Origin of the sequence: Arthrobacter sp. UNC362MFTsu5.1, from assembly GCF_000685965.1 — a bacterium.
Lineage (GTDB): Bacteria > Actinomycetota > Actinomycetes > Actinomycetales > Micrococcaceae > Arthrobacter.
Genome location: NZ_JMLE01000030.1, coordinates 36,190 through 56,965 on the forward strand (window position 1 = coordinate 36,190; position 20,776 = coordinate 56,965).

The 20,776-nt window shown below is 62.6% G+C and carries 21 protein-coding genes and 1 riboswitch; of the genes, 7 read left to right on the top strand and 14 right to left on the bottom strand.

Going from position 1 to position 20,776, the window contains the following annotated elements; genetic code table 11:
• The first annotated feature begins 7 nt into the window (after positions 1 to 7).
• Positions 8 to 319: an alkylmercury lyase gene (locus BS38_RS0120550; protein WP_028272476.1), complete on the top strand. Its 312-nt coding sequence runs from the start codon at positions 8 to 10 to the stop codon at positions 317 to 319.
• 456 nt (positions 320 to 775) lie between these two features.
• On the opposite strand, the gene BS38_RS0120555 is transcribed toward BS38_RS0120550, so the two are convergent.
• The 5 genes from BS38_RS0120555 to BS38_RS0120575 all read right to left on the bottom strand — a co-directional run bounded on the left by BS38_RS0120555 (position 776) and on the right by BS38_RS0120575 (position 6,010).
• Complete coding sequence (locus tag BS38_RS0120555; protein ID WP_028272477.1) at positions 776 to 2,140, bottom strand: dihydrolipoyl dehydrogenase family protein; 1,365 nt, start codon at positions 2,138 to 2,140, stop codon at positions 776 to 778.
• Between the two features lie 95 nt (positions 2,141 to 2,235).
• Positions 2,236 to 2,901 (bottom strand): organomercurial lyase MerB, encoded by a 666-nt coding sequence (gene merB, locus BS38_RS0120560; protein WP_028272478.1) that lies wholly within the window; start codon positions 2,899 to 2,901, stop codon positions 2,236 to 2,238.
• 43 nt (positions 2,902 to 2,944) lie between these two features.
• Positions 2,945 to 4,387, bottom strand: coding sequence for a mercury(II) reductase (merA, locus tag BS38_RS0120565; RefSeq protein ID WP_028272479.1), 1,443 nt, complete (start codon positions 4,385 to 4,387; stop codon positions 2,945 to 2,947).
• A gap of 118 nt (positions 4,388 to 4,505) precedes the next feature.
• Positions 4,506 to 5,057, bottom strand: coding sequence for a TlpA family protein disulfide reductase (locus BS38_RS0120570; protein WP_028272480.1), 552 nt, complete (start codon positions 5,055 to 5,057; stop codon positions 4,506 to 4,508).
• Entirely contained in the window at positions 5,054 to 6,010 is a 957-nt protein-coding gene (locus tag BS38_RS0120575) for a cytochrome c biogenesis CcdA family protein (protein ID WP_028272481.1), read from the bottom strand. Before BS38_RS0120575 ends, BS38_RS0120570 begins: the two co-directional genes overlap by 4 nt.
• A gap of 596 nt (positions 6,011 to 6,606) precedes the next feature.
• Between BS38_RS0120575 and BS38_RS0120580 the strand changes: the two genes are divergently transcribed.
• The gene (locus BS38_RS0120580; protein WP_028272482.1) at positions 6,607 to 6,996 is read left to right on the top strand and encodes a heavy metal-responsive transcriptional regulator; all 390 of its coding nucleotides are present in this window, start codon (positions 6,607 to 6,609) and stop codon (positions 6,994 to 6,996) included.
• Positions 6,997 to 7,017: 21 nt separating this feature from the next.
• Here BS38_RS0120580 and BS38_RS27445 read toward each other — a convergent pair whose 3' ends face one another.
• The 4 genes from BS38_RS27445 to BS38_RS0120600 form a co-directional block, all read right to left on the bottom strand.
• Entirely contained in the window at positions 7,018 to 7,530 is a 513-nt protein-coding gene (locus tag BS38_RS27445) for a TlpA family protein disulfide reductase (RefSeq protein WP_231511367.1), read from the bottom strand.
• Between the two features lie 56 nt (positions 7,531 to 7,586).
• Positions 7,587 to 7,895 carry a hypothetical protein gene (locus BS38_RS0120590; protein WP_028272484.1) on the bottom strand — a complete coding sequence of 103 codons (309 nt, stop codon included), beginning with the start codon at positions 7,893 to 7,895 and terminating at the stop codon, positions 7,587 to 7,589.
• 172 nt (positions 7,896 to 8,067) lie between these two features.
• On the bottom strand, positions 8,068 to 8,700 hold the full coding sequence (locus tag BS38_RS0120595; RefSeq protein WP_081818992.1) for a DUF305 domain-containing protein: 633 nt from the start codon (positions 8,698 to 8,700) through the stop codon (positions 8,068 to 8,070).
• Complete coding sequence (locus tag BS38_RS0120600; protein ID WP_231511369.1) at positions 8,700 to 9,284, bottom strand: DUF3105 domain-containing protein; 585 nt, start codon at positions 9,282 to 9,284, stop codon at positions 8,700 to 8,702. Before BS38_RS0120600 ends, BS38_RS0120595 begins: the two co-directional genes overlap by 1 nt.
• 256 nt (positions 9,285 to 9,540) lie before the next feature.
• Positions 9,541 to 9,733: riboswitch (cyclic di-AMP (ydaO/yuaA leader) on the top strand.
• Positions 9,734 to 9,736: 3 nt separating this feature from the next.
• Here BS38_RS0120600 and BS38_RS0120605 point away from each other — a divergent pair.
• The 4 genes from BS38_RS0120605 to BS38_RS0120625 all read left to right on the top strand — a co-directional run bounded on the left by BS38_RS0120605 (position 9,737) and on the right by BS38_RS0120625 (position 14,497).
• Complete coding sequence (locus tag BS38_RS0120605) at positions 9,737 to 10,588, top strand: M23 family metallopeptidase (protein WP_231511370.1); 852 nt, start codon at positions 9,737 to 9,739, stop codon at positions 10,586 to 10,588.
• Positions 10,589 to 10,678: 90 nt separating this feature from the next.
• Positions 10,679 to 12,640 carry a cytochrome c oxidase assembly protein gene (locus BS38_RS25835; protein ID WP_231511371.1) on the top strand — a complete coding sequence of 654 codons (1,962 nt, stop codon included), beginning with the start codon at positions 10,679 to 10,681 and terminating at the stop codon, positions 12,638 to 12,640.
• A 568-nt stretch (positions 12,641 to 13,208) separates the two neighbouring features.
• On the top strand, positions 13,209 to 13,808 hold the full coding sequence (locus BS38_RS25840; protein ID WP_043439429.1) for a recombinase family protein: 600 nt from the start codon (positions 13,209 to 13,211) through the stop codon (positions 13,806 to 13,808).
• A gap of 236 nt (positions 13,809 to 14,044) precedes the next feature.
• The gene (locus tag BS38_RS0120625; protein WP_012311492.1) at positions 14,045 to 14,497 is read left to right on the top strand and encodes a hypothetical protein; all 453 of its coding nucleotides are present in this window, start codon (positions 14,045 to 14,047) and stop codon (positions 14,495 to 14,497) included.
• 236 nt (positions 14,498 to 14,733) lie between these two features.
• On the opposite strand, the gene BS38_RS25845 is transcribed toward BS38_RS0120625, so the two are convergent.
• The 5 genes from BS38_RS25845 to BS38_RS25855 form a co-directional block, all read right to left on the bottom strand.
• Positions 14,734 to 15,105 carry a ParB family protein gene (locus BS38_RS25845; RefSeq protein ID WP_043439434.1) on the bottom strand — a complete coding sequence of 124 codons (372 nt, stop codon included), beginning with the start codon at positions 15,103 to 15,105 and terminating at the stop codon, positions 14,734 to 14,736.
• Positions 15,102 to 16,016 (bottom strand): ParA family protein, encoded by a 915-nt coding sequence (locus tag BS38_RS0120635; RefSeq protein WP_012311493.1) that lies wholly within the window; start codon positions 16,014 to 16,016, stop codon positions 15,102 to 15,104. Before BS38_RS0120635 ends, BS38_RS25845 begins: the two co-directional genes overlap by 4 nt.
• A gap of 618 nt (positions 16,017 to 16,634) precedes the next feature.
• Positions 16,635 to 18,254, bottom strand: a complete 1,620-nt coding sequence (locus BS38_RS25850; protein WP_043439436.1) for a hypothetical protein — start codon at positions 18,252 to 18,254, stop codon at positions 16,635 to 16,637.
• A 352-nt stretch (positions 18,255 to 18,606) separates the two neighbouring features.
• Entirely contained in the window at positions 18,607 to 18,810 is a 204-nt protein-coding gene (locus BS38_RS0120645) for a hypothetical protein (protein WP_012311495.1), read from the bottom strand.
• An 83-nt stretch (positions 18,811 to 18,893) separates the two neighbouring features.
• Positions 18,894 to 19,217, bottom strand: coding sequence for a helix-turn-helix domain-containing protein (locus tag BS38_RS25855; protein ID WP_081818995.1), 324 nt, complete (start codon positions 19,215 to 19,217; stop codon positions 18,894 to 18,896).
• A gap of 454 nt (positions 19,218 to 19,671) precedes the next feature.
• Between BS38_RS25855 and BS38_RS0120655 the strand changes: the two genes are divergently transcribed.
• Positions 19,672 to 20,751, top strand: coding sequence for a CHAP domain-containing protein (locus BS38_RS0120655; RefSeq protein WP_028272489.1), 1,080 nt, complete (start codon positions 19,672 to 19,674; stop codon positions 20,749 to 20,751).
• The last annotated feature ends 25 nt before the right edge of the window (positions 20,752 to 20,776 follow it).

Here is a 20,776-nt window from a genome sequence, read left to right on the forward strand (position 1 = left end):
TGAAATCATGAGACTCGAATTGCTGCACATCGATGAATGCCCCAACTCGGACCGGGCACGTGAACGCCTGGAAGAAGCGCTGGCCGTCCTGGGACGGAGTGAAGTCAAGGTGGACATGCGGCTACTGACCACACCCTCGGACATCGCGGGCAGCGGATTTGCCGGATCACCGACCATTACCATTGACGGGGCCGACATCTTCCCTGCCGGAGCTGCGGCCGATGAACTCGCCTGCCGGGTCTATCAAACACCCCATGGCCTCTCCGGACTGCCAACCCTTGATCAGCTAATCGAGGCACTCCGGAACCATGGCCTCTGACAGCCAACACACCTGCACCTGTTGCGGTAAAACCATGAGCCGCAGGAAACTCCATGCCCTTGGCACGACACAGACCTACATTTGCCGGCGATGCGGCCTGTGGGTAGCATTCAGACTTCGGTCTGACCGGCCCTCAGCGGGCTAACCCAGGAAGGGACGCGTCACCAAGACCGCGAGCCAGCAGGCCTCGCCGGCAACTCGTCTAACCGGGCCTGCCTCTTGGAAGTGCGCGCTCCGCCCACGCTCGGAACGCCTTGCAAACTTCCACTTGGCCGTCTCATTACCCTAGCGTTTTGAGACGAAGGGGTTTCGAGACACTGAGCTTGGATGGGGAAGCTTCATCAGAAATCTACAAGGCTGGTGCTGGTGTACCCGGTAGCAAAACCCTCTGTTGCATCTCCCGGCCAAGCCGTGACTCCCTGCGTAAGGCGCATACAGCTGGTACGGGCGGGGAAGTCAGAGGACTAGCTTTTCCAGGGCTGCGTGGTATGCCTCGTGGTAGGTGGGGAACTGCGCGACCTGGTCCAGGAGGGTGCCGATGGGTATTTGCGCCCGGATGGCCAGGGATGCCTGATGGATCCATTCACCGGCCATCGGCCCGACTGCCCAGGCGCCGATGAGGATTTTCCGGTCGGCGTCGGCCAGCAGGGCCAGGTGTCCGCGTGGATCTTTTTCATAAGTCCAGGGCCGGGCGATGGCGTTGGCAAGGTCCAGTTCGGCCGAGGCAACCCGGAGTCCGCGTTGTTGTGCCTGTTGTGCGGTTAGTCCTGCGGCGGCGATTTCCGGGTCGGCGAACACGACGCGCGGTATGCCGTCGTAGGTGGCTGGGCGGGGCCGGCCGAGAATGGCGTCGGCGGCGATCCTTCCCTGGTATTTGGCTACGTGGGTGAAGGGCATGATGCCTGTGACGTCCCCGATGGCCCAGGTATTGTCCGCGGCGCTGCAGTGCTCATCGACCAGCACTTCACCGCGTTCGCCCAAGCTGATTCCGGCGTGTTCAAGGCCCAGACCTTTGGTGCGGGGCTTTCGGCCGGTGCCGAAGATGACGACGTCGGCTGCGGCTTCGCCGCCGTCTTCGCCGTCTGCCTGGCAGAGTTCGATGATGCTGTCGGCGTCCTCGCGCCTGGCGCGGGCAGCGGTTGCGGCGAGGCGGACGTCGACGCCGGTTTCCTGAAGGTAGGTGTGGGCCAGTTCCCCGACGCGGGGATCTTCCCTGTCGATCAGCCGCTGTCCGCGGTGCACCAGGGTGACTTTGACGCCGAAGCGTGCCAGGAACGTCGCGGTTTCAACCCCGACCGCGCTGCCGCCGATGATGACCGCCCGTTCGGGCAGGGTCGAGGCGGTGTAGGTCTCCCGGTTGGTCCATGCCGTGATCTGGTCGATGCCCTCCAGAGGAGGTATCACCGGGTCGGACCCGGTGGCGATGATGACGTGTTCGGCGGTGATTTCCCGGTCTCCGGCGCGGATCCGGCCCGGCCCGGTCAAGCGTGCCTCTTCCTTGACGACCTGTGCCCCATGCTTGGCGTAACCGTTCACTTGGGCTCTGTCGTCCAGGTTCCGGATCATGTAGTCCCGGTATTTGGCCGCTTCTTGCCAGTCCAGTTCGGCGCCGCTGACCCCGGCGGCTTTTTCTACCTCCATGCGTGCTTCCGGCGGCCGCAGGACCGTTTTGGACGGGATGCAGGCCCAGTAAGCACACTCTCCACCGATCAGCTCCCGCTCGAAGATAACGACTTTCTTCCCGGCTCTGAGCAGGCGGTCCGCGGCGACCTCCCCGCCGGGTCCCATGCCAAGCACGGCAACATCGAAATGTTCGTTCACGCTGATCTCCTTCAGATTGGCTTGATCTTTCGGGTTCTTCTCGTCAAACGTCTTTCGGCACGCACTGTGGGTGTGCCCGAGGGGGGAAAGCCTGGTCAGCAGGTGCAGCTGAGAGTGGTGTTCCGCGGTTTTCCGGTCTCCTGTGTGTCGGTCTGGGAGAGTATTTTTCCGGCCATGTCCGATGCGAGCCGGTACGCCTCCTCTACGGGGATGACGGTGCCCTCGGGGTGGTCCTTGAGCCAGGGTTCGGCTTCTTCGGGTGAGGCGAAGAAATGGACCTGGTTGCAGAACGATGAGCGGACCGAGCTTATATCTTCCGGGTTGATCAGGGACACCACGGCGGTGGCCGGTTCAACACCGGTGACGCCGGCGCTGCCGAGGCGCAGGCGCACGGGGGTGCTGGCGGAGTCGTAGGCGGATTCGATCCGTGCGGAGGCGCCCAGAAGGGTGGGGAAGATCAGGGTGTCCAGCGCGCACCAGGTGTAGAGCTGTTCGCCGTCCACTTCGAAGCGGTGCCGGGTGGCGCGCTGGGTCAGTCCCATGCCGACGATTCGGCCTGATCCGTCGTACTCGGCGTCGGTCATTGCCTCAAGGGCAGCCCTGACTTCCTCGACGGGGCGGCCTGTGGCTGCGGCAAGGTCCGCTGCGTCTACAGGGTCGCCCAGTGAGATGAGTTTCAGCAGGGGCAGCCAGAGCCAGGGCTGCATGCCGGTTTCGGAGGAGGCGAGGCGGTCGGTGACCTGGCTGACGTTGTTCGTCATGGTTGTGTCCTTTGAGGGAATTGGGATGGGAGCTGGCGGGGGGTCAGGAGGCGCAGCAGGAGAGTTTGGAGACGTCGGTAGTGAAGGATTGCGCGGCGATTTTGATCCCTTCGGCCATGGTCAGGTAGGGGGACCAGAGGTTCGCGACCTGGTCCACGGTCATGCCTGCCTCGAGGATGTACACCCCGGCGGCGGCCAGGTCACCGGCTTCCTTGCCGACCGCGGTGATCCCCACGATGCGGCCTGTGCTGTTGTCGGCGACGATTTTGATGAAGCCGCGGGTGTCCCGGTTCACCAGTGCCCGGGGAACGTATTCCAGGGGCAGGACCCGGCATTCACAGCGGATGCCCGCTTCGTTGGCTTCCTTATCGGTCATGCCGACCGCGGCCAGTGTCGGGCTGGTGAACGTCACCCGGGGCAGGTGCCGGTAGTCGACCTGGCGGCCGGCGTTATTGAAGGCGTTCTCGACCATCAGGGTGCCGTGGGCGGAGGCAACGTAGACGAATTCGCGGTGCCCGGTCACGTCCCCTGCGGCCCAGATCCTGGGGTTGGAGCTGGCGAGGGTGTTTTCAACCAGGATCTGGCCGGTGTCGCCGGTTTTGACGCCGACGGCGTCCAGGTTCAGTCCGTCGGTGACGGCGCGGCGCCCGGTGGCTACCAGCAGCTTCGCGGCGCGGAATTCCTCCTGGCCCCCGGCGACTGTGGCGGTGACAACGACCTCTGCCCCGGCCGGATCTGTGCGGACCGATGTCACGGTTGCGCGGCGGACCACGCGGATCCCCTCATCGGCGAAGACGCTCATCAGGGTACGGGAGGCTTCCGGTTCCTCGTGGGAGGCGAGCCGGGAGCGGACCAGCAAGGTGACTTTCGATCCGAGGCGGGCAAAGAGCTGCGCCTGTTCAAGGGCCACGTAGCCGCCGCCGAAGACGATCAGGGACTCGGGCACCTCGTTCAGTTCCATGGCGGTGGTCGAGGTCAGGTAGTCAACTTCATCCAGTCCCGGCACCGGGGGCGCCCACGGGGTTGAACCGGTCGCGACCAGATAGTGGGCGGCCGTCAGGGAGTCGCGGGCGCCGTCAGGTCCGGTGATTTCCAGGACAGGTTCCTCCGGGGTGCCCGCGAACACCGCAGTGCCATGGCGCAGGTCCCACCCGTAGTCGGCGGCCAGATCCACGTATTTATCCGAGCGCATGCCCTCGACCAGGGAGCGTTTCCCGTCTATCAGCGCCGCCATGTCCACCGGCGCCGCTGAGGTGTTGATCCCGGGGAACCGTCCGGTCGCGTCCAATGCGACGTGCCGCGCTTCCGCGGCGGCCAGCAGGGCTTTGGAGGGGACGCACCCGGTGTTCACACAGGTCCCGCCCACCGTGGAGCGTTCGATCATCACGACCCGTTTGCCCAGGTTGGTGGCCCGGATGGCGGCGGCGAAGGCGCCGCCTCCGGAACCGATCACGGCCAAATCAAAATCCGGTGCTGCCTCAGGCATTAGTCCTCCATGGAGTCTTGGATGAACACTGCGGGGTGTTCTTCTTGTCGGTGCTACCCAGTCTGCACCTTCCACTGCACGGGAAGGTCAAGAGCCGGGGTGAAGAGTTTGGGTGTTGTTACGGAAGGGCGGTTTTAAGAAATGCCTTCAGTGCGTCGGTCTTCATGGGCCGGGAGTCAGCGCGGGCAAGGATGTCGCCGTCAGGTGCGACGACGACGGTGCTGTCCAGGGATGTGACCGCGTACTTTTGGGTGAGTTCCCCGGTGCGGTCAACAACGTAGGGGTAACCGGGAGCGCCGGCCAGTTCACGGAACTGGTCCACTTGGGTCTTTGTGTTTTCCGGCGTGACGTCCACGGCGACGAAATCAGCCTTGCCGGCATATTCCTGCTCCAGTTCCTTCATCGCTTCTGCCTGCGGCACGCAGGTATAGCACCAGCTCGCCATGAAATACAGCACTGTCGGGCGGGTGGAGGGGACGGTGAGCGCTTTGCCGTCCACAGAGGTGATCTCGATCCTGTCCACGTTGCCGTCTCCGCCGGCGGACCCGGCGGCTGGAGCGGTTCCGCTTCCGCGGTTCAATGCCGTGAGGGAAAGGATCAGGATGAGCGCCGCAGCGGCTATGACGGCAGTGATGATGAAGATTCGCCGGTGGTTTTTGGTCGTTGTCATGGATTTCCTTGCTGGTTGTTGCGCCCTGGCGCGGTGTAAGGAAGAAGTGGCTCCGGGCCGCAGCACGATTCGGGGCTGTCGTTGATGTCCGTGAGTCCGCTGTGGTCCTGTGCCTTGTTATCCCTGCGGCGCCGCAGGGACAGGGCCACGGCAGAGAGGACGGCGGCGACCGCAGCGGAGGTGATGATCGGCCAGTTGCCCGAGATGAAACCGGACAGCGCTGCGCTGGCTTCGGTGACTGCCCCGCTCATGATGCCCCCGGCCTGCCCGCCGGACAGGGCCGGCACCCAGTAGAGCAGCAGGTAGATGCCCGCGAGAACGAGCGCGGCTCCGCCGAGACGATTGAAGAAGGGCAGCAGCTTCCGGACGTGGCGCGCCAGGGCATCCCGAGCGACCGCTGCACCGAGGGACAGAAGAACCAGCACCACCGAGGAGCCCAGGGCGTAGGCGGCGAAGACCGCCAGCAGTCCGACCAGGCTTCCGGTGGACACGGCCTGGGCGACGACAGCCAGCAGCAGGGCCAAGCTGCAGGAGAGTGCAGCCACCGCATACGCCACGCCGTAGCCAAAGACCGCCCTTAGGCCCGATCGGGCCCCGTCTGTCTTCAGAGTGCGGGGCAGGTTCAACCTCGTCCCGGGCAGTTGCCATCCGAACACCATGCCAAGGCCGGCGGCCACAATGACAGCTCCGATCAGTGCCGCCGCCCAGGGCAGCGCCGACGCCACCGACCGCAGACCCACAGCGGCGAGCAGGCCGGCTGTGACAAAGACAGTGGCGAAACCTGCGCTGAGGGCAACCCCGGCCCGGAGGCCGGCAAGCAGCGGCCGCTTCCGTCCTGCACCGGGGCCGGAACCGATGAAGTACGCCAGATAGGTGGGCAGCATCGCAAACCCGCAAGGATTCACCGTGGCAAGCATCCCGGTCAGAAACGCCAAGCCCAAAACCGCCGTCATGCCTTTGACCCCGCATTCTTAGCGGCAAAAGCACCGGGCCGGGAAAGCCCGGAGCGCTCCTGCTCCGGCGATGGATGGCTTGATGGAGTAGACCTCCCCGCGGACCGGCTGGCCTCCGGACGGGCGCAACAATTCGTTCCCGGGCTGGCCCGACGCTGCGCCAGCAGGAGCAGGACCCCCGCGGTAAGGGCTGCGGGGGTAATGAACCAGAGGTTTCCGGCCATTGCGCCTGCCGCAGCGAAAACACCGGCGGCACCCGTCAGGACGGGCACCGCGCAGCACACGAGCGTCACCATCACAACACCGAGGGAGGACAGCAAAGTCCCTGCCGCAAGCACCACGCCGGGGCGCTTCCGCCCGTTCGCTCTTATTGACATGATTCATCCCTTCCAATGTCCGGCTCGTATCCGGGGCCCCGAGGAGACCGGACACGGAACCAGGCGGCCAGTTATTCCGTCTCGACCCATCATTGACCTTCCACCAAGGGGGAAGGTCAAGCCGAAGTGCACAGCACGTCGGGGTCTGGCACCTCCGCGAAACCTTCCAGTAGGATGGAAGGGTTATGTGCGTTTTTGGAACGAGATTAAGGGCCCGAAATGCGAATCGGTGAAGCTGCTGCCGCTGTCGGTATGACAACGAAGGCGATCAGGTTTTATGAGGATCGGGGGTTGCTCCCGCCGGCTGAACGCTCCGCGAACGGCTATCGTGACTACGCGCACGACACCGTCAGCCGCCTCGAGTTCATCCGCCGCAGCCAACTCGCCGGACTGTCCCTGGCGCAGATCCAGGGCATTCTGCGGGTCCGTGATAACGGCATAACGCCATGCACTCACGTACAGGACGTGCTGGGGAAACAGCTGATGGATCTGGACCGGCAAATCGCTGAGCTCACCGCGCTGCGGGCAACCGTGGCCGAACACTATGCGACTGCTGAAGCGGCAGATCCGGAGTGCTGCGACGCAGAACAGATCTGCAGCTACGTCTGACCCGTCTTAAGGCGTGACCGCTTAGCTGGCCCCCGCGGCAGCCAGTGCCGTCCGCAGCTCCGCAGCGCCTGGCTCCACAGCCCGGAAGACCTCCGTGCCGGCGGCGTCCAAGACCACAGCCGTGCTTACCTGGTTTATCCGATAGGCGGTGATGAGCCGTGTATCGGTATCAGAGGCAAAGGCCAGGGATGATGCTCCGTTCCCGGCCAGGAATTCCGTGATTTCATCGACCGTTTCGTAAGGTGCAATGTCCACGGCGACATAGTTCACGGCAGCAGGAGAGCTACGCTGGACCTCGGCGAGTACCTGTGTTCCCGGCCCGCAGGCACCACACTCAATGGAAAAGAAAAAGAGCACCGTCGGCTTCGATCCCGGCACCGGCACCTGCTCTCCCTGGCTTGTCACGGCGGTAAACCCGGCCGTCGCTGGACCCTCCCTTGGCCCGGCAGCCTCGTGTGCCGGGGCAGACGTAAACGATACGAACAGTGCTGCTGCTGCAGCGGCGGCAAGCAGCAGCGGCAGGAGATTCCGCACTGAACGCCTCCTCCAATACGCCGGAGCCCCGCCTGTCCGCGCGGCAGGACTGCCCGTCATCGGTCGGTGTGCTGCGCGATCCTGCCCGGGGCGGGATCGTGATCTGGCCCGGCAGCGGGAGCGCAGCAGCTCCTCGTGTCACCTGAAGCGCCTTTCCGGCGGCGTTGGAGCGCCCAGACCACGACGCCTACGGCCAACAAGACAGCGGCGGTGATGACCCACGGATTAGCCAGGACCGAACCCGCCGCGCCCAGGGCGCCGGCCGCGATCAGCAGCGGCAGCCCACAGCACAGCACATGAAGCAGGAAAAAACCGCCGACGGCCAGCGCTGTCCGGTTGCCCTGGTTCTTGGAAGTAGTTGGCACGCTCGTTCCTCTCAGCGCTCCGGGATCGTGACAGTGCCGGAGCTGGCGATAAATTGTCGGGCTCTTGTACCCAGTGTTGACCTTCCCCTATAGCGGAAGGTCAAGCGCGGAACAATTAGCGGCCCTGTGGGCACAAGGGGGCTGATCTTGGTGGCTCGGCCGTTTGGCTGCCCTATCGGCGGCCGGCGAGGAGTACTTCCATGTACTCGATCTCGGACTGCTGGGCGGTGGCAATAGAGCGGGCCAAGGAGGTCACGGCTCGATCATCGGTGCGTGCCAGGACTGCTTCTGCCATGTCGACGCCTGCACCATGATGCTCAATCATCAGCTCAAGGTAGAGCCTTTCCGCTTCTGTGCCATCAGACTGACGGAGTCGGGCCAGGTCCTGGGGCGTGGCCATTCCCGGCATCGATGTGAGGCCTGAAGCCCCGTTCATTGCCTTGCCGCCGTGAGCGCCATGGCTGCTGCCGGCCCAAACCATCGGCTGCTCGGATCCGGCCTGGGGCAGGCCCCACACCGAGAGCCAGCCGAACATCTGGCCAGACTGCTGCTGCTGGGAACGGGCAATATCGTAGGCCAGCTGGCCTATGTCGGGGTCCTCGGTGCGATCCCGGACAATCATGCTCATGTCTACCGCCTGCAGGTGGTGGACCTGCATGTCGCGGGCGAACCCGGCCTCCGGGCTGCCTTCGCCTGGGACGCCGGGCCGGGCGGTCAGGCGGCCAACTGCCCACCCGGCAAGCAAGGCCATGACCACCACAACCGCTACAGCGGTAGCACGCCAAAAAATAGGGCTTGCGGTCATCACTTGCGCCCGGGGGCGTCGATTCCCCCTGTGCAGGCCGCTCCGGGCTCCGGTGAATCCGGTGACTGCCAGTATTTGGAGACAAAGAGTCCAATCCGCTTGTCCTCTGCCGAGTCAACACCGACTTGCGCTCCCCAGGCCGTGAGCATGATGGGGGACGTGGTTCCTTCCAAGGGCGAGAGCACGGTATATGTGTCAGGAAGTGCCACCTGCAGTGCTTCGGCCTGTGCGGCGGTGATTCTCGCCGGGTCGTACGTAGCCCAGATCGCCCCGTGTTCGAGTGCGTGGACAGCGTTCTCTTTTGGGACCGGCTGCCCGTAGACGCCGCAGTTGAGCCAGACCGGCGAGTGGTCCCCTCCGACCGGTGGAGTCTGCTGATAGCTGACAGGCTCCTTGACATGGTTCGCGCTGAGACCGCTGAAGGTCTGCATGCCCGCAACTTCGATGTCCCCGCGGGCCTGCGGTGGCGGATCATTGACGAGGGCGAGCATGACCAGGCCGACCACGACTCCGACAGCCGTGAGGGCACCGATCACGGCTGCGATCCTGCGTCTCCTTGCCTGCCGCGCCTGCTGTGCCTTCACCAATGCCAGTCTGGCAGCGCCGTCTTGCCGGGCCTGTTTTGATGACTTGCCACTCGTCACGAGAAACCTCTTCGAACGATGCAAGGATGATGCGGCATATCTTTGTCTCCATTCCGTGCCCGGGACCAGCACGGGCCGTACCGTCGATCCGGGGCGCTGCTGTGTTTCCATCCAGTGTTGACCTTCCCCCATGGTGGAAGGTCAATACTGGTGAGGAAATGCCATCAACAGGGCGTTTCCCGCGCGGCGCGCCGAACTCTGCCAGCTGCCCGGTCCATTCACGTTCACCTGGCAGAGGTGGGGAACCCATCAGCGACGGTCATCGGGCCGTCTTGGGGTGAAGCCCTGAACCCGTGCAGCCTGTCCAGGTGCATGCGGGCAGAAGGGCCGGGTTATTGTTCCTGACCCGAATCCGACAGCTAACCCCGCAGGCGCCGGCAGAAGGACATTTTGTGAACATCCACACCCCCGCCGGGTACTCCTCTGTGCCCGATACACACCTGCCAGCCACCACAAAGCCCTCCCGTGGGCGGCGCCGTGCCGCGCCCCCACGGCAAGGCAGGCGCCGCGCGGAGCCGTCCGCTGACAGGTCATCACGCCATCGCGGACGCAAGGCCGGGCTGGCAGTCATCGCCTCCGGCGTGGCCCTGACAGCATCGCTGGCCTCCGCCCACGCAACCACCCCGCAAGCCCCCACCAGCAAAGTGCAGGCAGCAGGAACGTCATCCCCGGCGGCGTCTGTGCCCGTGGCCGCAGCAGCCGGTGTTCAGCTGGACTACGGGCGAACGGCGGTGACCACCAGCCCGGGGCCCACTGCTCCGCCACAGCAGAAGCATGCCGCGAACACCACCTCCCCCGGCACGGCAGCGGCACCCAACGCACAGGAGTCCGAAAAGGCTGCTCCAGCGAAGGGAGCCAGGCTCAGTTCTCCCGTATTAGACCCGGTGACCAATTCTCCATTCGGATACAGGACCAACCCCCTGACCGGGTCATCAGGTGAACTGCATACCGGCCAGGATTTCGCCGCCGGCTGCGGTACGGAAGTCTTCAGCGCCGGCAAGGGCACGGTCATCGAAGCGGGATTCAGCCCCTACGGCGGCGGCAACCGCATTGTCATCGACCACGGCAACGGCCTCCAAACTACTTACAACCACCTCGAAACGATCGGTGTACGGATAAACCAGGCCGTCGAAACCGGTGTGCGGATCGGGATTGCCGGTACAACCGGCAACTCCACCGGCTGCCACCTGCACTTCGAAGTTGTTGTCAACGGCCAGACAGTCGATCCCTCGGCTTGGTTGTAACTACGGCCGCCGCCGCGCCTCCACTAGTGGCTTCATAGCCCAGGTGGATGTGCGGCGAGCTCGGCAGCTGGAAAAACGGAAGGTATGAAGGTGGGGTTACGGACGGGACCACCCGGGACGGTGACGGCGGCGGCATGGAGCGCCGGGATTCTTGCCGCTGCCGTCCTGGCAACCCTGGCTGGCGTGGGCTACTCCGGCTCAGGCCAGGAACGTTTACTGTCGGACCCCGGCGCCGCTGTGCGCTGGGGCCTGCCGCCGGTCTTGGCACTGCATCACCTCGCATTGGCTGCCGTCGCCGGGACGCTGATCTTCGCCGCTGCTATCCTTCCCCGGGACCAAGGCCCCAAGGAACACCCTTCAATCAAGACGGTGCTGAAGGTAGCGGCGTGGGCAGCAGGGGTGTGGGTGATGGCGGCGGCGGCCGTTCTCCTGCTGACGTATGCCGATATCGCAGGCCGTCCCCTGAGCGGTGACGCAGACTTCACGGACCAGCTCTGGCTGTTCGTTACCGACGTCGCTGCCGGCCGTGCCCGGCTGGCCATCCTGGTCATCGCCGTCCTGGTCAGTATGCTGGTCGTCGCCGTGCGCTCAGCTCTGGCGCTCCTGGCTACGGCCGTGCTCGCTCTTTCAAGCATCATCCCGGCCACAGCAGCAATCGGCCATGCGGCGGGAAGCGTTGATCACATCGGCGCCAGCAATGCCCTTGGCCTGCATGTGGCGGCAGGAACCCTATGGGTCGGAGGAATCATTGCCCTTGCAACTGCCGTCCCCGCTCTCACCCGCCCGGGAACGGGCAATGTCGCAGCACAAATTGCCCTCCGGCGCTTTTCGGTCCTCGCCGGCCTCAGCTTTACCTTGGTCGTTGTAACGGGGACCATCAGCGCCCTCTACCGTCTCAGCAGCATCGATGAGCTGGTTACCCCCTACGGTGTTCTGCTCCTGTCCAAAACGGTAGCGACTCTGTTCCTCGGGCTGTTGGGCCTTATTCACCGGTGCCGGGTCATACCCGCACTGGCTGTTTCCGGCCGCCTGCCCCGCCTGCTGTGGCAGGTCCTTGCGGTCGAACTGCTCGTCATGGGCGCCGTCATGGGCCTTACGGTCGCCCTCGCCCGCAGCCCCTCACCCGTGCCCTTGGAACCAGACCCGGAAGCTACTCCAGCCCAGATCCTCACCGGATACCTGCTGCCACCCGAGCCCAGCCTCGCTGCATGGTTTACTCAATGGCGGCCTGACTGGCTCTGGATCACTGCAGCCATCCTCGCAGCACTCTCCTACGGGCGGGCATACACAAGTGCCCGTCGCGCCCGGATCCCGTGGGCAAAGCGCCGTCTGCTTAGCTGGTTCAGTGCCCTGATACTGCTGACCTTTATCACCTCCGGGCCTCCCGCCGTATACGGCCCCGTCCTGCTCAGCGTCCATGCCGTCGGAACAATGGCCATGGCCCTGCCGATACCGTGTCTCCTTTTGGCTGCACGGCCCTTGAAGCTGGCGCTGAAAGTTCTGCCGGACCGGACCGACGGCAGCATGGGGCCAAAGGAAGGCATCGTGTGGCTCGCACGCATTACCGCCAAACCAGATCCACTGCTTTCCGGGCTGACGCTGGGATCGCTGACCGTCCTGTTCTATCTCACACCTGCCCTTGAACTGAGCCTCCGCGAACACCTGGCTCACGAAACCAGCCTGGTACTTTTCCTCACCACCGGCATTCTCTATGTCAATGCCATCCAGGCCGTGCGTGAAACGCCCCGCTCCCGGAACCGCAGGCCTGCTGCTGCCCTCGCCACAGCATCAGCAGCGATAGGAGCGGCAGGCCTGCGTTTCCTTAAGCCTGCAGGAATTGAACAGGAATGGTTTGCGGGTCTTGGCCGCACCTGGGAACCCTCTGTCATTGATGACCAGCACGGCGCCGGTCTGGTCCTGCTCCTCGCCTCCGCTCTGTCAGCGATCCTCATTACCGTCACCGGCAAGCATCAGCAGGACTACCTCCGTGAAGGCCTGACTAGGCGGGTGAACAACAGGCCAGGGACAGACAGCCGCACAGGAACGATTTGAATACCCAACCACAGCGCTGCATCATCACAGCTCTCGCCGACAAACCTGCCCCACCTCGCGTACCCCTGGAGAAAGACAGATAATCGGGGGCCATAAACCCCAGCCAGGAAGCATCATTTGCCAAGGCACACCAAGGCAGGCAGCGTGGGATGCAGACGACTTAGGACAATCAGTGCAGTGGAATTCATAAACGACAGCCATCTCACAACCCTTGGGATACGAGACGTCTCACGGGTATGGCTCACTCCCCTGCGCGGCGTCCGAGCCTAGGCCCAGTCGATTCTTGCAACTACGTCTCGCAACTAGGTGCTTCGATATCGGTAATCGTCGTTAGTTGCGAGACAAGGAAGTCAACCGCTGCTGGCGCTGCAGTCTCAGGTCAGAGTTGTGGTCTACTTCTTCGTTGCCGTGGGTGTCCCACTTCCTTAGAACTGGGACACCTTGGCGGGACACTCTCCCGCGGATCCGGATCGTCTAGATGCCGCTTAATCTGACTGTCCCGTTTGTTGTTCCAAAACCCCCGCCACAATGGCCCGTCACAGGGACAACTTTCGGTACGGTTTTAGGCATGGAGATTGGGTATGCGCGTGTGTCAGCGGTGAAACAAGATCTGGCCCGGCAACTGGACGCCTTGGCGGCCGCCGGCATCGAAACGGTCTTCTCGGACAAGAAGTCCGGCGCCACCACCGATCGCGCGGGGCTTCAGGACGCGTTACGTCACGCCAGAGCCGGCGACGTGCTTGTGGTCCACACGTTGGACCGGCTGGGGCGGACAGTGCGGGACACCCTAAACCTGGTCCACGAACTCAAGGAACGCGGCGTTGGTGTCCGGACGCTGGCTGATCCCCTGCCCATCGACACTTCGAACCCGAACAGTCCCATGGCGCAACTGGCCGTTGTCATGCTGGCACTCTTCGCAGAGATGGAACGAACCTATGCAGCAGAACGCGCCTCACATGCCCGCGCAGTGGCATCTGCCAACGGGCGCCGCACTGGACGGCCTTCCGTGATCGATGCCGACAAGCTCGAACACGCCGCCCTGCTGCGAGACAAGGGCTTCTCCATGAAGGAGATCACCGCCAAGACTGGGCTGAAACGCACCACCTTGTACCGGCACCTGCCACCTCGCTCCCCCTCACCTGACTTGTTGACCACTAATGCCCTTTGACACGGACACGTTGAGTTTTGTCCTGACCTATGGTGGAACGTTGGTCGTGGCGCTCCTGATGTTCATCGGGCAGCTGACCGCTGTGGGGATTCTTCTGATTCTTGCTGAGATTACCTGGCTAACTGCTTACCCCATCCAGGCGATCGCGCGGGCATTCAGTAGATCTGACCGGACCTAAGCTCGGGAGACCTGCCGGCTCACGCCGTGGGCCGAGTCAGCCGTGACATGATGCACCTATGACGTTCACTCCCCAGGCGCTACGTGAATGGGCACGAGGCTCCCTCCCCTGCGAAGCCGCCACAGAACTTCTTCTCCGTGCTTTTAACGGGCGCTTCGCCCAAGCGGGCTGGCCATGGATGCACAGCGATGAGCAAGGCCGGAGCTGGATCGATTTCGAGGCCATCCCCGAGAACATAGACGGGCTTTCCGGTGGTGAGCACCGATTCCTGATGATCGCGGCATCCCTTGGAGGCGATGAGCAGGTTGCACTCTCCGACGTTGTACCGGGGCTCGACCGGGCGTTGCTGGATCTTGTGCTGGCGGCACTTGCCCATGCTGCAGGCTCCCACCAGGACTCTGTCATCCTCGAAAAGCCTGAAGGCGTCCTGGGATTTGAGCGGGTCGACACCTTGTATCCGTGGCCGAAAGACGCCCCTGCCCTGCGCGTGATCGACGGCGGCCAGAACTAGTTGCTTCCCGGCGCAGGACAGCGTGGTCTCCACTTCGGCGGGGCGAGCCTGATAAGTCGCGGTGCAGCTAGCAGATCGGCTCTGCCACACGTCCGCCCAGTTCACCCCCATGACGAACCTCTGGCAGCGTCACTGATGCACCCAGCCCCTGTCCAGGTTCTACGAATAAACCTGCCCACTGCTTTTCCGTCAGTCCGCAATACCCCAGCGTCGATCTATGGACCTAGCGGTGCTGTTCAGCTGTCTTTGAGACGTCGGCCGCCGGGAAGTTTTTCTCCCCAGGATGGATACATCTCGCCCTGGTTGTGTTCGGCTTCGCGGCGCGCGGTTTCTGCTTCGATGGCCTTGGTCACGAAATGGCTCCAGGTGTTGTCTCCTTCGGCGTAGCTGGTCGCCTTGTACGCGGCCCGCGCCCGGTTGCGGAGGGCAGCGGGGATACTCACCGTCATGTTGGCTGTTTCGGAATCCTTGGGTTCCTCCTTTTTCGGCGCCTCGGGTCGGTGCCCGGGGAGCATTCGGGCCAGGGGGGCATCTGTGGAGGGTGCGGCATTGCGTTTCGGAGGCAAGCCAAGTGCGGGCCGGCCGGGTGTTGTTGCTTCGGCGCTCACGCGTTGACCTCCTGAGATTCTGCGACAGCGATGCGGCGCGTTACTTCCATAGCAACTGCATGGAGGTCCTCGGCAACGCTGGAAGCCGACTTCGGCCCCGCGTTCCCGGCTTTCGCTTCCCCGCGGAGGACCTCCCACCATTTCGGTCCTTTGCTAAGTTCCCGTTCCAGTTCGTGGGCCAGCAATCCGCGTTCCCGACACGCCTGGGCGGTTGCCTCTGCATGCCGAATGGACATCGGAAACAGCACTTCGTCAGTACCAAAATCTGCTGTGAGGTGGTCTCGGGTGACCTTGTGTACCTGCTTAGAATTCGTACCGGTCCCGACAAGGACGACGCCCAACAGATCCAACGCCGGGTTGAGTCCAACAACGCTGTCCATGCGCGCTGCGACTGCGGCGACGCCCTTACGACTGGACATGTCGGTCTTGAGCGGCACCAACGCATACCGGGCGGCAGCCACAGCTGCAGCCTGCAACGGCTCGTTCCCTGGAGGACAATCGAGCAGAACAAGGTCGTACTCACCCGCCACCCTGGCAAGTAGTTTAGCTAGAGCTAGCTGTGCAGCGTCACGGTCCTTCTGGGCCTTGGCTCCAAGGAAAGCGGCAGCATCATCAAGTTGAGGACCTCCGGCGATGACGTCCAAATTAGGGCGCACGCTCAAGAGCAGATCTGGTTCTCCCCCAAAGCACAGCGAGGCTGCCAGGCTTCTACCTCCGTCACCTTGATCGGCATAGCCAAGGTCTTCGGCAAGGTTCCCCTGGGGATCAAGGTCCACGAGGAGCACTCGCGACCCGCCCTCGGCAAGAAGTCCCCCAACGTTTGCAACCAGGCTGGTCTTAAAAACCCCGCCCTTCCCATTTATTACCGCAATAACGCGGCTGAGGGCACCGCGGTCCACATCGAGTTTCATATGTTCCCCTTCCAAAGTGATTCCAGCGTAACCAGCAACAGTGGCTCTACTTGGGAAGCTGGTTTCCGTGTCTTCACTTTTTTCACTTGTGAACCATGTGAAACCAGCAGGGTTCGACTGCCAATCCCGTCTTCACTGTTTATCCTTTCTTCACTTGTGAAAATGGCGAACCCAGCAGAACCGGCGAACCCAGCGGAACCGGCGAACCAAGTGGACCAAGTGAAACCGGCTACCAAAGTGGACCGGGTGAACCCGGCGAACTATGGGAAACCAGCAGGGCTCGACTTGCCAGCCTGTCCGCCCCGTCTAGGCTTTTTTCACTTGTGAAACCAGCGGACCCTGCGAAACAAGCGAACCATGTGAAACCAGCAGGGCTTGACTTGCCAGCCCGTCTTCCCCTTCTAGGCTTTTTTCACTTGTGAAACCAGCGGACCATAAACGACGACTGGAGAACCCGCGAGCCGGGTACTCGTTTTGCCGGGGTAGTCGTTTCCCGCCAAGGGACGTGACCCCAAGGACGTAGGCAGCAACAGTAGTTTCACTTGAGAAGCTGGCTTCCCTGTCTATGCTTTTTTCACTTGCGAAACCCGCGAACCATAGACGACAACTGGGTATCGTCTACGCTGCCAGCCACAACGCCGCGTCATCGGGTGGCATCCAATGTTCTTCACGCTCGGGATCGTAAAGGTCACCTTCGTTTACTTGGCCGTCCGAAAATCGATCCAAGTAAGCGTGCCAGGCAGCACGTTCCCGCCGGTTGCGGCTTATCTGGGCTTGGTAGTCCTCCATTACGCCCAGCCGTTCCGCGAGGGCGCGAAGATTAGCTGTGGCGGTGATCTTCCAGTGCCGGCCGTCCCGGTGGATCATGCCAAACCCTTTCATTGCGATGAGGGCCTTCTCAACGGTTGTGCGGCTGATTCCGGTGCTTCGTATGAGTTCTGCGGTAGTGGGGGAGTGGCGGCCGCGCTCGATTGTCTCGTAGACAAGGGCTGCTGCGTCGCCGAGGGCACGGAACACGGGCCGTATGGAGTGAATTTTGCCTTTTCGCCAGCTGAGTTCACGGGCCAGTTGTTGATACTGCTCGGGTAGCTGAATGAGATATACATCTGCTGCTTTGTGGCGAGCGTCAGCGACTTTGGTGAGGATGCCATCTGAGGCTTGAACCAAGGCGGGCAGGAGCCTCGCAATCGTGACGTGATGCTTTCCCATAGCTGCGGCCAGAGTGCGGCATCCAATGTCCAGAAGATCAGTTTCCTTCGTCCTCATGTAGGCGAGGAGCGCGCGGATGAGGAAGCGGAGGCTGAGGCCTTCGCGGCCGCGTTCTCTGAGTCTGTGGTCGAGTACCGCGTAGAGCACATTTTCCAGGTCGTTCACGAGTTGGTGAATTGAAGCTGTGCTGCGGTTGGATGCCCCCCCTGTGGGTTTTGTGGGGCTTGTGTTGTTAATAAGTGCATCTTTTCCCCTTCCTTCGCGGGGTTCAGTTTTTGTCCAAGCTTCGGCGTTGGCCCATTCCTGCTTGATGAGTCGATTTTGCTTCGCAGTCGTGCCGTAGAGGGCGGCGAGGCCGGGGAACTGGCCGTTCAGTTCGTTCTCTACCTGGGCGAGGGTCCAGCCGCAGGCGTTGAAGTGGTTGAGAACGGCCATGCGGGCCTCAGAGGGGCTTTTGTAACGTGTTGTGTCGTAGAGGCCGGTGCGAGCGGTTCGGCGCAGCGCGCTCTCGCTGCCACTATGCAGCCGCAGCAGATGGTGGGCCGCTGTGCGCTGTGCCGCAGCTGTTTTGGCCCGATGCGATTTCAGGGCACGGTTGCGGGCCAGTTCAGGCCCTAGCGCGGTCCGGAGGGCCGCGATAGCTGCAGGTGCGTTTCTACGCCGCAGGACGTCGTATGCCTGGGACAGGGGGGTGATGAGTACCTGGTGGCCACCGGTTTTGTGAGCCGAGCCAGGGACGCGGATACATCCGTCGGTGACGTTCTGGTGCGGGCTTGGATCCAAGCTCGCTGCTGTCAGGGCCAACGCTTCTACAAGTTCGCGCGCCTCGGCCGCATCTAGGCGTTGCCGGAGCGGGATGTACAGGTGCCGACCGCCGCTGGGGGAGAAGTCCTCCACAAAGACGACACCACAGGTGGTAAGCATGGTGCGCAGGCGTTCTGCGTCTGCGTCAACGACTGCTTTGACGGCTTTCGACGTGTCCAGGTCGAGGCAGAGTGTGGCAACGCTGCCATCTGGCCCGTGGACCATGACAGCTGCCGGACGCGCCGGCAGCGCAGCAGTGATGTTGGCTACAGCTTTGGGTCGGGGGTACTGGAAACGGTCACCTATCCACCGGCCAAGACGGTATGACGCATGGCCTGCGATAAGTGGAGCAAGGACCCAGGCGTCAGCAGGGGCGACTTGGCAGCCGACACTGCTGTTGGGGTGCGTTGACGCGGATGCCAAAAGCGGTACGATAGGACCAGTTCCTTCCTCGGGGGGTACGACAAGATCCACCCACTGGGTGGGTGTTGGATAAAGTTCAGATCGTGGTCCGCCAAGATTTCGGATCTGAACTACATACGCTTTGAAGGCCCGCCTTAGTGCGGGCCTTCAGTTTTTAACTGGCCTTTGCGATAGGCAAAGCCTCCTGGCCGTCTAGGGCATCAAGATCAATGGTCTTTAGGTGGTCATGCAGCAGCCGCGCAAGAAGTTCGGAGCGGCTTTCGGACGTGATCTCAACAACCCTGTTGAGCTTTTCGGCGTCCGCCCGCGGAATCTTAGATGTGACGGTCTGACGATCGCCTTTATGCATCCGTGCCATGGGTCCTCCTAGTTCGGGGTACTGAGCACTAGCCAATAGCAATCCGATTGCCTTAAGTGGGACGCTGTTACCCCGGCGTGTCGTTATGAGCCTTGTATGTAGGAAGCGTTTTTCTCGACCGCTTCCGCCAAGACGTTGGGCTTGATCTTAAAGACAACATGATGGCCCTGGCGCGGCGGTTTCACACTGGCTTTTACAGCCTTCAGCTCTTCCAACTGTTCCAAGTGTCGTTGAACTGTTTGGTAGCGGGTACCGATAGCGGCCGCTATTTCACCGGACGTTGCCCCGTCCGGGTGTTGCGAGAGGAAGCGCAGGATTTCTGCCCGCAGCTGGGGAATGCCAAGGATTTCGGTCAACGTCGAGAGCTTCTTTGGCATCGGTGAGCTGGGACTGACATAGCGCGGCATCCTCCTATTTTGTCTTACCTACCCTCCCGATCATGCTAGTGCATTTAATGCACTAGCAGCTACAACTAATGCATTAAATGCACTAGACTTGGTCTTAGAAGGTGCGCGTTAGCCATAGGAAAGGGGCAGGCGACCTAGTGAGCGCAGTGATGTTTTGGAGTTAGTTCCGTCTCAAAGAGCTCTTTTGACAAGCGTTTTGCTCTGAATTTGTGGAGAATGGCGGGCTGTGTCCACTCGGTGGAGAAATGTCTGCGGGTGCTGGTAGTTGTGGAAACGATGTCTTTTTTGGGGGAGTGCAGGCAGTGACCGACTTGTTGGCATTCGGCACACCGTGGCCGATGCACGGAGAGCTTCGTGAGCGTGCATCCCAAGAACTTGAAGCCTTCTATTTCGGGGTTGTTGCCCTGCGGCGCCAAGAGTCCTGGGTACGCAAGCGGGACGGGGGACTTTCCTAATGCAGCGCAAGTCGCTTGGCGTAGTAGCAGTCATTGCCATCCCCGGTCTCTTCTTTGGCCTGATCTTCACCATGCTCCTGCTACTCGCCCCCGCGAAGCCTGCTGCCGCCACCTGCGGTCCGGCCGTCTCTGTTGCTATCGACGGCGATACCAAGGTCGAGGGTTACACCGAAGAGCAGTTGAAAAACGCCGCGGCGATCATGGGTGCCGGTAACGCACTGAACCTGTCCGTGAAGGGACAGATGATCAGCGTCATGGTGTCCCTCGGGGAGTCGGGCCTGCGCGTTCTGGACTACGGCGACGGACCGGGCCCGGACTCCCGTGGGTTGTTCCAGCAGCGCGACAACGGTGCGTGGGGCTCCTATGCAGACCGTATGGACCCAACCACCAGCGCCACGAACTTCATCAAAGCCCTGCAGAAGGTCGAAGGCTGGGAACTCCTGGAACCGACCCTCGCCGGGAACAAGGTCCAGCGCAATGCCGACCCGTACCACTACCAGCAGTACTGGCCCGAGGCCGTCAAGCTCGTCCAGGCCCTCTCGGACGGGAAGTTCACCCTCGAAGGCAGCGACTGCGCCATCCCGGGCCAGTCCGGTGCCGGGGATGACTACCCCTGGAAAAACTCTCCAACCTGGATGCAGGTCGGCGCCAGCACAGCCGCCGCATCCCCGCTGGGCATGTTCTACCGCGAATGCGTGGACTTCGCCCTGTGGCGGGTGAACCAGCAAATGGGGTCCACCGGCGAACCATTCAAGTTCCTCAACGGCACCTTCCGCCCCGACGGGCAGGCCCTGGGCTCGGCCCTGACGTGGAAGGCCGGCTGGGACGCCAAAGGCTGGCCCACCGGTTCTGTCCCTCGTGTCGGGGCGGTCGTCTGGTACGCGCCCGGCGCCGGGGGAGCGGACCCAAAGTACGGCCACGTCGCCGTGGTCAAGGAAGTCAACGACGACGGGACCTACGTCGAAGAGGGCTACAACGGCAACCCGCCCCCGGATGACCACAACTACTACACCCGGACCGTCAGCAGCGATGTCCCTTCTGCCTTCCTGTACCTGCCCACCCAAGAGGAGAAAAAGTGAAAAAGCCCCTGGCCCTCATCGCAGT